12 protein-coding genes are annotated in these 13,131 nt (G+C 48.8%); 8 read left to right on the top strand and 4 right to left on the bottom strand.

Going from position 1 to position 13,131, the window contains the following annotated elements; translation table 11 throughout:
• Positions 1–605: 605 nt before the first annotated feature.
• On the bottom strand, positions 606–860 hold the full coding sequence (locus JWJ90_RS12770; protein WP_205227615.1) for a ComEA family DNA-binding protein: 255 nt from the start codon (positions 858–860) through the stop codon (positions 606–608).
• Positions 861–996: 136 nt separating this feature from the next.
• On the opposite strand from JWJ90_RS12770, the gene JWJ90_RS12765 reads away from it, so the two are divergent.
• The 4 genes from JWJ90_RS12765 (at position 997) to JWJ90_RS12750 (ending at position 5,403) form a co-directional block, all read left to right on the top strand.
• Positions 997–2,007, top strand: a complete 1,011-nt coding sequence (locus JWJ90_RS12765; RefSeq protein WP_275889109.1) for a VanZ family protein — start codon at positions 997–999, stop codon at positions 2,005–2,007.
• Between the two features lie 6 nt (positions 2,008–2,013).
• Positions 2,014–3,486 (top strand): ATP-binding protein, encoded by a 1,473-nt coding sequence (locus JWJ90_RS23745; protein WP_205227613.1) that lies wholly within the window; start codon positions 2,014–2,016, stop codon positions 3,484–3,486.
• 185 nt (positions 3,487–3,671) lie between these two features.
• Positions 3,672–4,043: a hypothetical protein gene (locus JWJ90_RS12755; RefSeq protein WP_205227612.1), complete on the top strand. Its 372-nt coding sequence runs from the start codon at positions 3,672–3,674 to the stop codon at positions 4,041–4,043.
• Between the two features lies 1 nt (position 4,044).
• Positions 4,045–5,403, top strand: coding sequence for a sigma-54-dependent transcriptional regulator (locus tag JWJ90_RS12750; RefSeq protein ID WP_205227611.1), 1,359 nt, complete (start codon positions 4,045–4,047; stop codon positions 5,401–5,403).
• A gap of 142 nt (positions 5,404–5,545) precedes the next feature.
• On the opposite strand, the gene mutM is transcribed toward JWJ90_RS12750, so the two are convergent.
• Positions 5,546–6,382, bottom strand: coding sequence for a bifunctional DNA-formamidopyrimidine glycosylase/DNA-(apurinic or apyrimidinic site) lyase (gene mutM / locus JWJ90_RS12745; RefSeq protein ID WP_205227610.1), 837 nt, complete (start codon positions 6,380–6,382; stop codon positions 5,546–5,548).
• Positions 6,360–7,121, bottom strand: a complete 762-nt coding sequence (locus JWJ90_RS12740; RefSeq protein ID WP_205227609.1) for a 4'-phosphopantetheinyl transferase superfamily protein — start codon at positions 7,119–7,121, stop codon at positions 6,360–6,362. The genes mutM and JWJ90_RS12740 overlap by 23 nt, the downstream gene beginning before the upstream one ends.
• Before the next feature lie 178 nt (positions 7,122–7,299).
• Here JWJ90_RS12740 and JWJ90_RS12735 point away from each other — a divergent pair, with 178 nt between their 5' ends.
• From JWJ90_RS12735 to JWJ90_RS12725, 3 genes are read left to right on the top strand one after another with little or no spacing between them, the layout of a single operon-like run.
• Positions 7,300–7,881 (top strand): CvpA family protein, encoded by a 582-nt coding sequence (locus JWJ90_RS12735; protein ID WP_205227608.1) that lies wholly within the window; start codon positions 7,300–7,302, stop codon positions 7,879–7,881.
• A 55-nt stretch (positions 7,882–7,936) separates the two neighbouring features.
• Positions 7,937–9,310, top strand: coding sequence for a phosphohexomutase domain-containing protein (locus tag JWJ90_RS12730; RefSeq protein ID WP_205227607.1), 1,374 nt, complete (start codon positions 7,937–7,939; stop codon positions 9,308–9,310).
• A gap of 38 nt (positions 9,311–9,348) precedes the next feature.
• Positions 9,349–10,752 (top strand): mannose-1-phosphate guanylyltransferase/mannose-6-phosphate isomerase, encoded by a 1,404-nt coding sequence (locus JWJ90_RS12725; protein WP_420828913.1) that lies wholly within the window; start codon positions 9,349–9,351, stop codon positions 10,750–10,752.
• 107 nt (positions 10,753–10,859) lie between these two features.
• Here the strand turns inward: JWJ90_RS12725 and JWJ90_RS12720 are convergent, their stop codons facing one another.
• Complete coding sequence (locus tag JWJ90_RS12720; protein ID WP_205227605.1) at positions 10,860–11,228, bottom strand: PilZ domain-containing protein; 369 nt, start codon at positions 11,226–11,228, stop codon at positions 10,860–10,862.
• 664 nt (positions 11,229–11,892) lie between these two features.
• Between JWJ90_RS12720 and JWJ90_RS12715 the strand changes: the two genes are divergently transcribed.
• Positions 11,893–13,116 carry an ammonium transporter gene (locus tag JWJ90_RS12715; protein WP_240194911.1) on the top strand — a complete coding sequence of 408 codons (1,224 nt, stop codon included), beginning with the start codon at positions 11,893–11,895 and terminating at the stop codon, positions 13,114–13,116.
• Positions 13,117–13,131: the final 15 nt, after the last annotated feature.

Below are 13,131 nucleotides of genomic sequence, written 5' to 3'. Positions count from 1 at the left end.
AATTTCTTTTTTTGGGAGACGCTGAGATGAGGTAAAACGCCCCCCAAAAAATGAATTATTTGATGGTGTTATTATACACAATTTTGATAAAAATTCAGCAAGTTAAATGATTCCCAAAGTAGAATTAATAAGACAGAAATTTTAATACTATTTCTTTTGTTGTTCAGTTTCACCTGGCGCACCGATAAATGCTCACAGATCCAAGGTTGGCGTTACCTGCTCCCCCCACATTGCAGGAGCATATTTATGTAACCAGTTGAATTCAGAGGACGAGTAAACCAATGATCTGATTTTGTAAAGAAATTTCTGAATCCATGACAGCGGAGGTACTGGTTGGAAAACCGGGTTAGGAAGCTGTTTATGTTGGGGTTCGTATCTCACCCCCAACCTACGATGCCTCTGGAAAGTCATGTAGGTTGGAGGTGACGAAGGAACCCCAACATGGCATCAGCATAGAGGCGGTGAAGAGATCACAGTTACTGGAGGGCGTACCTCCCCCAACAACTGTTGTTATTCCTGCGCGGCAAGGAATAGTTTTTTATCATCAAAGAGTTACCACGGTGGGCACAAAACACCGTGCCCACCCGCCGTCACGGATACAAGGGTTATTCCTCAACAGTTATGTCAGCCTTGATTTTTTCCATGATTTTCTCACCAATCCCTTTTACTTTGGAGAGGTCATCAATGGTTGCAAATTTACCGTTGACATCTCTGTACTCTATAATTGCCGCTGCCTTTGCCGGCCCCACACCACTAAGTGTAGTCAACTCCGCTGGAGTTGCGGTATTTATATTCACTTTAGCAAAGGCTGCTGTCACAAAAAAGAGAACAAGCAGTAACGTAACATAAAATTTTTTCATATATTTCTCCCTTAGGTTTAAAAAAAATAGATCTAGGACGTCCTATACCTGTTCATCGTAGGGAAAAACAGAAGATGCTGTCAAATCGATTATTCGGACAAAATATCAATATATCGTTATTATTCCCTCAAACCTATTGGCGCTCAAGCGTTTTGCATGGCAGGAGTTTTTCCTCTTTTTTCTATCGACAGCGCCAATGAAGCTCATACACATCCGCAAAACGATATTCCTTAGCCTTCTTTTACTCATCGGCCTGCCCTTCTTTTTTTATGGTGGGCCGAGCTATCATTCCGCCCGCTCATTTCAGGCAGCCTGGAATCTAGGGCATATCCTTTATTTTTCTTTATTCACGGCTCTACTCCTCACTCTCATCGAAAAAAAAGTGACAACATGGCCCCCCCTTCGGGTATTTATTTCACTCTTTGCCCTCGTGTTGGGACTGGGAGTTGGTATAGAGTTCCTTCAAAGTATCACCGGAGGTCGTTCGCCGGATATGGAAGATGTCGTTCGAAATCAGATCGGCTGTATGCTGGCATTTGCCTTTTTCCCACAACCGCAACGATCTCAACACAAAAATTTCTTCAGTTTATTGAAAACAATAGCCATCCTCTGCCTGCTCCCTGCCCTCTGTCCTGTAACGCAGGCCCTCATTGATGAGCAAACTGCCCGCTTTCAGTTTCCGGTGCTTGCTGATTTTGAAACGCCATTCGAAAAGTCTCGCTGGATGAATACCCGGCAGCTCAACAACGAAAAATCTCTTGTTCGTCATGGTGCAGGGGCTCTGCGGGTCCAGCTTTCCACAGCAAAATATTCCGGCACAACCCTGTTTCATTTCCCAGAAAACTGGCAGGGATTTAGCTTACTCCATTGGAGCGCATACAATCCGCAGCCGGAAGCGCTGACACTCACCCTACGGATTAACGACACAGAACATAAACAGCATAGTTCTGCGTACGATGATCGCTTTAATAAAAAATTCATCCTTCAACCGGGATGGAATGATTTAGTTGTGAATTTAAAGCAGGTTCGCCATGCCCCAAAAGGCCGCACCATGGACATGCAGCACATTGAGAGTCTGGGATTGTTTGTTGTTCAACAGGATAAATCCAAGGAAATCATCCTTGATCATTTCTACCTTACACGCTGACAAACCGTGAATCGCATATATCACCCGCGCTCCTTCTTTTCCCTCCTACTCACTGGCTTTGTCGTCGTTGCATTGCCGCTAATCGTGGCCATGGCCAGCTCACTGCAGATACTCGACAGCCTGGCAGAACAGAGTACCGTGGCCGTTTTACGCTCCGTATCTCGCATAGACAACAGCAAAAAAGTACTTGAATTACTGAAAAACCAGGAACGTGCAGCTCGACTTTTTCGCGTACTCAAAGAACAGGTTCATCTTGAAGACGTCAACCAACTGCACTTACAGATTGAGGTGCTCTTTCGACAGATTGCGGCGACAAGCACAGAAAAGAGACTGACACCACTTATCAATGCTCTGGAGAAAAACGAACAAAACCTGGTCACCCTGCTGAATGCAGCGGCAAAAGATCCCGACACACCTTCACAAGCAATTGAGACCGCTCTGGCCGGTTACGAACAGATAGCAGCACAGGCTTCACAAATTGAGCGTCTTTCCAGCACGCTGATGATTGAAGAGGTTGACCAGCTCCGCAAACAGGTTCAGGGGAACAAAACAGCTCTTATGTGGCAGATTTGCGGGGTGCTCACTTTTTGTGCTCTGCTCATTGCTCTCTTTATTGGACTGATCATTCGCCCGGTGTACCAGATGGATCAAAGTATAGAGCGGTTGGGCGAAGGAGATTTCACGACACCAATTCTTGTCAAGGGGCCCCGCGACCTTGAAGCTATCGGCAAAAAACTTGACTGGCTTCGCAAACGATTAGATGTATTGGATCGGGATAAAGCCAAGATGCTTGCTCATATCTCCCATGAACTCAAAACCCCCCTGGCATCCATAAAAGAGGGGGCTGGTCTGCTTAAAGATGGCGTTGTTGGTCCGCTCTCTGCTCAGCAGGCAGAGGTGATCGCAATTCTGGACAATAACTGCCGTAAACTCCAGGGACTGATTCAAAATATTCTCGATTTCAATATGGCTCGAGCCCGTGAGCAATCGGCTCCGGTCGATGCCATAGAACTGGATGCTCTGGTTGAAGAAGTGATCGACAACCATAAGACAACAATTCTTGCCCATGATATCCATCTCGAACTCGACTTACCCCCCACTCAGGTCGCTGCTCACTCGGAAAAAATGGTGACAATGATTGATAATCTGTTAAGCAACGCGGTTAAGTTCACGCCAAGCGGAGGAACGATACAAGTCACTCTCAAAAAAAGAGAACAGTGTGCCGAACTTTTGATCGAGGATTCTGGCCCAGGAGTGAACGAAGAAGATCGGTCACAAATATTCCAGCCTTTTTTTACAGGAAAACAAGAAAATCACTCCCCGATCAAAGGATCTGGTCTGGGGCTTGCAATAGCTCGAGAATATCTTCAAAACTGCGGTGGGTCCCTGCGGTTGCTTCCCAACGAACCGCATCATGGGTCACGGTTTTTAGCATCCATCCCCCTCGCTCATAGACAGGAATCAAACACACTTTCATGAAACATCATATTTTTACAGGAACAATTATTACGTTTGTACTCTTGCTTAGCGGGTGCTCCGCCCTTAACGGTCATTTTTCCAATAACAAGAATAAAAACGGACAATTCTCCCAGCTCTCCCCCTCTGAAACCATTCTTAACTGTATCCAAAAAGAAAAGGACATCTCTCGTGCAGAGTATAACCTCATGTTACAGGACACTGAAGAGTTGTACGCCAAGCAACCTAACAAACAGCACACGCTGAAGATGATCTGCCTCAACATTCACCCTCTTGCAGGCTACAGCCAATTCCGCAAGGGCATTCAACAGATTTCCGATTTTTTACTGGCACATCCCAACGACACCTCTGGTTTAAACGGTTTGGAAAATATTTTAGATCAGCTTAATCGCGAACGGGTTGTCCGCTGGAATCTCTCCATTGAAAATCAAGACCTCATCGAGAAGAACAAGCAACTGCAACAAAAAGCCGCTCAGGATAAGAATCGTCTCACTGAGCTGAAAAAACAGATCGACCAGCTCAAGAACATTGAAAGTATCATAAAGAATCGGGACAACTGATATGACCCAGTATCAAGCTAAAGTACTGCTGATTGATGACGAGAGCGACCTGCTTCGCCTGTGGAAACTTCGTCTTGAAAGTAATGGATATACGGTCATAACCGCGGAAAGTGGCGAAGAAGGGCTGGCGGCCTTTGCTGCCTGGAAACCCGATGTGGTACTCACCGACCTACGCATGCCGGGTATCGATGGCATGGCACTTTTTGAAGCCATCCGCCAACAAAACAAATCTGTGCCGGTTATTATTATCACTGCCCACGGGTCCATACCCGAGGCTGTGGAAGCAACGCGACAGGGAGTTTTTTCTTTTCTGACCAAACCCATTGACGGGGCAGAACTAGTCAACGAGGTGGCCAATGCGCTGGAGCTTTCCAGCGGGCATCCCGAGGATACCTCGAAGCGCAACTCCTGGCGTCAGGATATTGTCTGCCAGAGTCAGTCCATGGAAGAACTGCTTTCCCGGGCAAAACTGGTGGCGGAAACCGACGCCACCGTCTTGATTCGGGGGGAAAGTGGTACCGGCAAGGAGCTCTTGGCTATTGCCCTTCATAATGCCAGCCAGTACCGTAATGGACCGTTCATTCCAGTGAACTGTACGGCTATTCCGGAGAGTTTATTGGAGTCGGAATTGTTTGGCCATGTGAAAGGATCTTTCACCGGAGCGGTCAAGAGCTACGCAGGCCTCTTTCAGTCGGCCCACAACGGCACCCTCTTTCTCGATGAAATAGGTGATATGCCGCTGCATATTCAGGTCAAGCTGTTGCGGGTACTCCAGGACAGGCAGATCAGGCCAGTAGGGAGTTCCCAGCCTATTCCGGTCAATGTACGAATCATTTCCGCCACCCACCGTAATCTTGAAGAGGCGATCAAAGAAAACACCTTTCGGGAAGATCTTTTTTACCGGCTCAACGTGGTGAGCCTTGAATTGCCGCCACTGCATCAACGAAGGGAAGACATTCCTTTACTGGCCGAACATTTTGTCCAGCAGCTCCAGAAAAAAGGTGATGGTCAGGACAAACGATTTACGCCTGAGGCTATGAAGGTGCTGGTTGAGGCGCCCTGGCCGGGCAACGTCCGCCAACTTTTCAATGTGGTTGAAAATGCCATGGCCCTGGCGACCTCCTCACTCATCTCAGAGGACTTGCTGCACGATGCGATCAAACAGCACCAGAATAAGATTCTGCCTCTTTCAGAAGCTAAACGTCAGTTTGAGCAACAGTATTTGATTCAACTGCTGCAAACCACCCAGGGCAACGTCTCCCAAGCGGCACGTCTAGCCCAACGCAACCGGACTGATTTTTATAAGCTGCTCAATCGGCATCATATTGTCCCGGCTTTGTATAAGGACATGAATCCGTGACTGCAGGTTATACTTGGAATATCATTTCTTCTTCAACTGACCTGCACGCGCCGTACTGTCGCGAAAAAGAGACAAAACTTCGTGCTAAATCAAAAAATCACGCTAAATTAATGCACTCCAAGTGTCGCTTTACAGCGACAACTCAAGCAGATTTCTGGCAACTGGGGCAATAATAGGTGGCTCGACCACTGATATCTGTTTTACAAATTTCTGTTTCACAATGGACACAGAGTTCTCCTTTACGCCCGTACACTTGAAGTTGCAGCTGAAAATAGCCGGGATGCCCACTGGTCCCAAGAAAATCGGATATCGATGAGCCCCCAGACTCTATAGCCTGCTGCAAAATTTTTCTCGCCGCCTTGACGATGCTCTGCCACTGCTTTTCGCTTAACGTGTTCACCGCCTGAAACGGGTCGATGGCAGTAGCAAAGAGAATCTCGTTGGCGTAGATATTTCCAATTCCCGCAATAATTTTGGAATTCATGAGAAATGATTTCACCGGGATAGTACGCCGCTTAGCCATCTTCAGCAGGTTCGGCGCTGTAAACTCTGGACCAAAAGGCTCGATCCCCTCAGCTTGAGAAAAGGCTGCCTCCAGTTCAGCTGCCTGCTCAGCAGGCCAGACAGCCACCGAGCCAAAGCGACGGCAATCGTTGAAGCGGAGTTCAAAACCGTTATCTAGGACCAAGGTCAGGTGGTCATGTTTGTGCCTGGGCATCTTCGACTCGATCACAGTCAGTTTTCCTGTCATTCCCAAATGCAAGACCAGCACAGCTCCACTGCTCATCCGCACAAAAAGATATTTTGCCCGACGGTCCACATCCACGACCTGCTGGCCAGCAATTTCTCTTTTCAGTAAAGCCCGTGGTATACTCTGACGAAGGCGGAACTTTGAACAGCGGACGGACTGTACCAACCTGCCAGGCAACGTCTCCAGTAATCCACGCCGAGTTACTTCAACCTCTGGTAATTCTGGCATCAAAGCCTCCCCGGACAACGGCAAGCGCATACTGCTTCATTTTTACAACCTGGACATGGGCAAAACTTTGCCCTGCTTGCTCAAGCGCACACTGGAACCGCCAACAATGTGTTTCTGTCTTTTCAGCCTGCACAAGACGGATATGTCCAAAAAAGCTGGAGTCCGTTACAAAAAAACACTTCTTCAACGCCTCCTTTGCTGACCAAAGCAGGCCTAGACGACAAATGCTCTCTGGCTCATCCTGGAGTAGAGCTATCTCTTCAGCAGTGGCAAACCGTTCTCGAACACGCAATAATCCATCAGAAAATTGCTGGATATCAACACCACAGTTCACTGAGGATGTCGCTCCAGCAACGGCATAATCGGCGCTATGTGAAATTGAAATCTGTACTGCTGTTTCCTTCTGCCCTGAGAGATACACTCCGGGTTGTCCGTGTTCCTGAGGAAGAATCGATATAGCATTCCAATTACCTAAACCAGGGGTATGTTGGCAAAGTGCCTTTTTCGCGGCCAGCCTGCCTCCAAGCCATTCAATTCGTCGTTTCTGGTAAGAAAACCCTGTAAAAATATCTTGTTCCCTGGGAGCAAGGAGTGCCTGAACCAATGTATCTTTCCTCGTATCTTGCATTGCCATGGTCAACAGGTTCAAATCTATCGGACAGAGACTAAACTCCTTGGAGAGCGAAGCCGGTAGAAGTTCGGCCCTGAATAATGAATCCACAACCTGAGGCATTTCCATATCCACACTTTCAGGACAATCTATTGTCATATCAATTGCATTGGGTATAATTGAAGAGTTGTTTCAGCCACCGGCCAGCGGATGAACGCTCATGCATTCAAGGGTACATTCGATTCATCCCCCCTCGCGCTTGGCCAGGGGTGTATCAAGAAGACAATATCACTACCATAAAACAGCTATGCCCACTTTCAACAGCCTCACCTATTTTGACTACACCGTCTTTGCCATTTTTTTGCTGTTTTTCCTGCACGGTTTATGGACCGGTGGCACAAGGCAGATGACCGGCCTGGTCGCTCTTGTAGGGGCCTACTTTCTGGCGGGTCGCTACACCACTACCATTATCCCGTACACACGACAGTATATCGAAAATCCTAAAATCACCTTTCTACTTGGATTTGGACTGCTTGTCATACTGGTGAGCGCGGCCTTTACCATCATAGGTAAAATTATGCAGCGATTTGTTCAACCAACACACCCCAGCCTGGCAGATAGAGTTGTCGGTCTTTTTGTCAGTGCTGCAAAGGCTTTTTTTGTCAGTTCATTGCTTTTTATGGCTATGGGCTCTATGCTTTCAACCACCAACAATCTCCTTCGTCATTCTGCAACCTCACCCTACCTGAAAATAGGCGCGAATATTTTTCGTACCTGGATTCAGGACCAACGCCTACAACAGGATTTTATCCAAAGAGAGCCTGCAATCCGTACCACGCCCTTGCCACGTGAGCCCCAAAAAAAGCAGCAGGCAAAAATTAAGCTCTAAATAACCTTAATGCCCCTGGGCTGCACAACTCTCACCTCTTTCAGGATACACAGCCATGACCACCTCCTTACGTTGCTTTACCGCCTACGATGTTCGGGGCAAGATTCCCGATGATTTTGATGAACATATTGCACTGCGTATCGCCCTGGCCTTCACCGAGCACTGCAAAGTACGCAAAATGGTTATTGGCCGCGACATGCGCCTGACCAGCCCATTGCTTGCCGAAACAATCACCGCAGGGTTACGTAAGCAAGGCATTGATATCGTAGATATCGGCCTTTGTGGTACAGAAGAAGTGTACCAGGCTGTCTTTGGGGGAGTGGACGCAGGCATTGACGGCGGCATCATGATTACGGCCAGTCACAACCCAGCAGCCTACAATGGGATGAAAATTGTCCAGCGTGAATCGCGCCCGGTCTCCTCGGACAGTGGACTGCTTGAAATAGAACAACTGGCCGCAGACGATAACTGGTTTGACCGGAAAACAGCCCAGCCCGCAGCCACTGAAGGGGCCTACACCTTAGCAAGGAATAAAAACGAATATATTGATCATATCCTCGGCATGGTCGACTGCTCAGTAATGCAGCCCATGAAAATAGTGGTCAATGCTGGCAATGGATGCGCCGGTCCAGTGCTTGATCTGCTTGCCGCCCACCTGCCCTTTGAGTTTATTCGCCTGCACCACGAGCCCGATGGCACCTTTCCCAATGGGGTCCCCAACCCACTGCTGCCTGAAAAAAGAGAAGTGACCGCCCAGGCTGTCCGTGCGCATAAAGCCGATCTGGGCATTGCCTGGGATGGCGACTTTGATCGCTGCTTCTTCTATGATGAGCAGGGACGTTTTATCGAAGGATATTATATTGTCGGCCTCCTGGCCGTTTCCATGCTGCTGCAGGCTCCCCGCTCCACCATCCTGCATGATCCCCGCCTGACCTGGAATACCATCGAGATGGTAAAAGCTGCCGGCGGAGTCCCGGTCATGACCCGAACAGGACACGCTTTTATCAAAGAAAACATGCGGGCAAAAAATGCGATTTATGGAGGGGAGATGTCTGCCCACCATTACTTTCGTGATTTTGGCTACTGTGATTCGGGCATGCTGCCCTGGCTTTTTGTCTGCAGACTTATGAGTATGAGTGGAAAAACCTTGTCGGCACTCTGCAACGAACGCATGCAGGCCTATCCCGTCAGTGGTGAGATTAATTCCAAAGTGAGCGATCCGGACGCAACTATCGCAGAAATTGAGCGACGCTACAGTGATGGAGAGAAAGACTTTACTGACGGTTTATCCGTTGCATACCCCACCTATCGCTTTAACCTGCGTAAATCCAACACAGAACCGGTTCTGCGGCTCAACGTGGAAACGCGGGGTGACCAAAGCCTGATGGAGCAAAAAACACAAGAACTCCTCGATATCATTCGAAGCTAAGTACCGACCAACCCTTGAACCAGAGGTGACCAGTGGCAATTCAACCCGTTATCTTAGCCGGAGGCACCGGCTCCCGTTTGTGGCCTCTTTCCCGCGAGCTCTATCCCAAGCAGGTGATTAATCTGACCGGTGACTTGTCGCTCCTGCAAAATACAGTGCTGCGCTTAAGCCATTTAAACGATGTACTTGACCCGATTATTGTGGTCGGTGAAGAGCACCGCTTTCTCACCAAAACCCAGCTCGAGGATTTGAATGCCTTTTCCCAGTTTCAGATACTGCTTGAGCCCTGCGGGAAAAATACAGCCCCTGCTATCTGCGGTGCCGCCGCCTTTGTTGCCAAGAAAGGGCGAGGCCAGGATATCCTGCTGGTTCTGCCAGCTGATCACCTCATCCAGAAAGAAGCTCCCTTTACCCAGGCCGTGCAACAGGCTGCCGTGCTTGCAGAAGAGGGAAAGATAGTCACCTTTGGCATCGTCCCCGATCACCCGGAAACAGGGTATGGCTATATTGCCCGCGGCGAGGGCACACAGGTGGAGAGTTTTGTAGAGAAGCCTGACCTGGCCACCGCTGAGCAGTATCTTGCCAGCGGGCGCTACTTCTGGAACAGCGGCATGTTTGCCTTTACCGCGGAAACCATGCTTGCTGAAATGGAAATTCACGCACCGGTTATTCTGGAACAGATGACAAATGCAGTGCAGCAGGGTGCACCAGATGGGGTCTTTTTCCGATTCAACGCCCAAAACATGGGTGCCTGCCCTTCGGACTCCATCGACTATGTGGTCATGGAAAAAACCGACAAAGCTTGCGTGGTCGAGGCTGATATCGGCTGGTCGGATATCGGCTCCTGGAAGGCGTTATGGGAAGTTGCAGAGAAAGACGATCAGGGCAATGTCAGTTTTGGCGATGTGGTCCTTGAGGATGTAAAAAATTCTCTGGTTCGTGCAGAACATACCTTAGTGGCCACTGTTGGCCTGGAAGATACCCTGGTGGTGGAAACAGCGGATGCGGTTCTGGTGGCCCCGATGAACCGCTCCCAGGATGTAAAAAAAATCGTCAGCCGACTCAAACAGGAAAAACGCCCGGAATATCATACCCACCGTACCGTTTACCGCCCCTGGGGCAGTTACACCACTCTGGAACTGCAGCCACGTTTCCAGATTAAACGGATCACCGTTCATCCTGGCGCACGTCTTTCCCTGCAGATGCATCATCATCGACATGAGCACTGGGTCGTGGTTTCCGGGACTGCCAAAATCCAAAACGGTGAACAATCGATTCTGCTCAAAGAAAACGAGTCAACCTATATCCCCAGCTGCACCGTGCACCGGCTTGAAAATCCAGGAGTGATCCCTCTGGAACTGATCGAAGTCCAGATCGGCAGCTATCTGGGCGAGGATGATATAGTTCGCTTTGATGACGAGTATGGAAGAGTTCAGCAGTAAGAAGAAGCCAGGTTACCGGTACCGGAAGGATGTTCGGGCTGGTTAAGACAGCTCGCACATCACCTCTTTATCTTACCCTGAACCCGTGAGTATCCGCCGTCACGGGTTCAGGGGTCGAGTTCTTTGAACTCCTCAGCATACAGCGAGTGAAAGGCACTGACATACCGCTCAAGGATTTGCTTATCGGTATCTGAGAGATGAAAAAATTCAATACCGTTATGGAAACGGCCAGCGGTGCCCACAACGTAGACAATACGCCCCATAACATCAATGAGCTGATCCTGAAGGCCAAGAGTAATCATAACCTGCTGACCTTTGGGAAGCTTCTTATGCGTCTCCATAAGAATCCCCCCCTTGCTGACATTCAGGGTTCTCGCCATTGAGTATTCCCCTTGGCGTCCCTGCTCATCGACAACCAGATAATCCAGCAGATTTAACGCTTCCGGCCTGATAAAACGTCTACGTTCCGAAGTCATTGGTTTTTTCCTTTGCATCTACTGCGGAAAGGGTCGGATTCTTGACGACCTCTTATCTGAAGAACACCTCGAAAAGACAGATAAAACGTACAACTTAGAACTCTACTGGCTCACCTGATCTTTGTCAAATTGCCTGATAACGATATTGCCCCAAAGAAGCATCACCCTACCCTTCCCGCTCTGGCATAGCCACATTTTTGTGCATTCTTAACTCGATATTGACAAAAACGTAGCAAAAGAGCGTCTCCGCCCCTTCAGCCCTTCTACAATTTTCCCTATATTTTCAGACTGATACAAACAACCACTCATCTTGGCACTTTTTTTGTAATCTTGTCGCAAATACTGCGGCTTCGTTCACGCTCACAAACCACAAGTACACGTATTCTGCGATGTGGCATGGGCGAAAATCACCAGGTCATACCCGAGCCCCTTGCCGGGAGAGCAACGAAGACCATTGTATGTAACGTTGGTACGTTTCTGCCTTTTCATTTTTTGCGTTCCCCCTCTCCTTTTTGCACGCAACAGATCAAGCGCAGAAAAAACGGTTCATTTGCCTGTTCTTTGACAAAAGATTGTGATTGATTCTTGATTATTTCACCCCTCCTTGTTACAATCGCGTGAATTTTTATAACAAGATTGTAATTTTTCTTTGAGAGGGGGACAAATGATTAACGGTGCTGATACGGCATTTATTTTAGCCGCAGCCGGGCTGGTTCTGTTGATGACACCAGGATTAGCCCTGTTTTACGCAGGAATGGTGCGCAGTAAAAATGTACTGGGCACAATTATGCAGAGTCTGGTGCTGATTTCCATTATTTCTTTAGAATGGGTGTATATCGGCTATTCCATGTCGTTCGGACCAGATTTAGGTGGTTTTATCGGAGACCTTTCCTGCTTTGCCCTGAAAGGCGTGACCAACGCACCCAGCGATACCTATGCGACAACCATTCCGCAAACAGTCTTCATGATTTATCAGTGCATGTTCGCTGTAATCACACCGGCACTCATTGCAGGTGCCTTTGCCGAACGTGTCCGCTTTCCATCTTTTGTACTTTTCAGTCTCCTTTGGGCCGTTTTAGTCTATAACCCGGTCTGTCATTGGATCTGGGGAGACGGTGGCTGGCTGGGAAAACTGGGTGTTCTTGATTTTGCCGGTGGTCTGGTGGTGCACGCAACCTGTGGTATGGCAGCGCTGGCTTCAGTTATGATTATCGGGCCACGGAAAGGATTCGGTCAGACCAACTTTATGCCGCACAGCCTCCCCATGACCATGCTTGGCACCGGATTGCTCTGGTTTGGCTGGTTTGGCTTTAATGGCGGCTCCGCCCTGGCCGCAAACGAAGTTGCAGCCACTGCATTTGTCGCTACCCACCTCGGGGGTATGGCCGGCATGGCTATGTGGACGATACTTGAATGGGTAAAACTTGGAAAACCAACAACTTTGGGTGCAGCCTCCGGCGCAATCTCCGGACTGGCAACCATTACCCCGGCCGCTGGTTTTGTTGGACCGAATGCAGCGATTATTATAGGATTAATCGCAGGTGTTGTCTGTTATGTTGCAGTCAACTTAAAAAGCAGATTCAAATTTGACGACTCTCTGGACGTCGTTGGCATCCATGGAATCGGAGGCGTGACGGGCACAATCCTTCTGGGCGTCTTTGCCACCAAGGCCGTTAACCCAAGTGGCGCTGATGGTTTACTTGTTGCTGGCAGTGCGACACAGTTAATCAATCAGTTAATTGGCGTCGCCGTGGTTTGCGCCTATGCCTTTGCTGTTAGCTGGGTTCTTTTAAAAGTGATCAACACCTTGATAGGCCTCCGCATCACCGAAGAAGCCGAGCATCAGGGGCTGGATTATACCGAGCACTCAGAGACGGCCTACAACTGACGGGAATCTGGAGCA

The organism is Desulfobulbus rhabdoformis (assembly GCF_016919065.1).
Lineage (GTDB): Bacteria > Desulfobacterota > Desulfobulbia > Desulfobulbales > Desulfobulbaceae > Desulfobulbus > Desulfobulbus rhabdoformis.
Note: the sequence above shows the minus strand (reverse complement) of the source record. Positions and strands in the feature narration are given on the sequence as shown.

Coding starts and splice junctions, on each gene's coding strand:
- JWJ90_RS12770 (WP_205227615.1), bottom strand. CDS start 860: ATGAAAAAATTTTATGTTACGTTACTGCTTGTTCTCTTTTTTGTGACA.
- JWJ90_RS12755 (WP_205227612.1), top strand. CDS start 3,672: ATGTTACAGGACACTGAAGAGTTGTACGCCAAGCAACCTAACAAACAG.
- JWJ90_RS12750 (WP_205227611.1), top strand. CDS start 4,045: ATGACCCAGTATCAAGCTAAAGTACTGCTGATTGATGACGAGAGCGAC.
- mutM (WP_205227610.1), bottom strand. CDS start 6,382: ATGCCAGAATTACCAGAGGTTGAAGTAACTCGGCGTGGATTACTGGAG.
- JWJ90_RS12740 (WP_205227609.1), bottom strand. CDS start 7,121: ATGGAAATGCCTCAGGTTGTGGATTCATTATTCAGGGCCGAACTTCTA.
- JWJ90_RS12735 (WP_205227608.1), top strand. CDS start 7,300: ATGCCCACTTTCAACAGCCTCACCTATTTTGACTACACCGTCTTTGCC.
- JWJ90_RS12730 (WP_205227607.1), top strand. CDS start 7,937: ATGACCACCTCCTTACGTTGCTTTACCGCCTACGATGTTCGGGGCAAG.
- JWJ90_RS12720 (WP_205227605.1), bottom strand. CDS start 11,228: ATGACTTCGGAACGTAGACGTTTTATCAGGCCGGAAGCGTTAAATCTG.
- JWJ90_RS12715 (WP_240194911.1), top strand. CDS start 11,893: ATGATTAACGGTGCTGATACGGCATTTATTTTAGCCGCAGCCGGGCTG.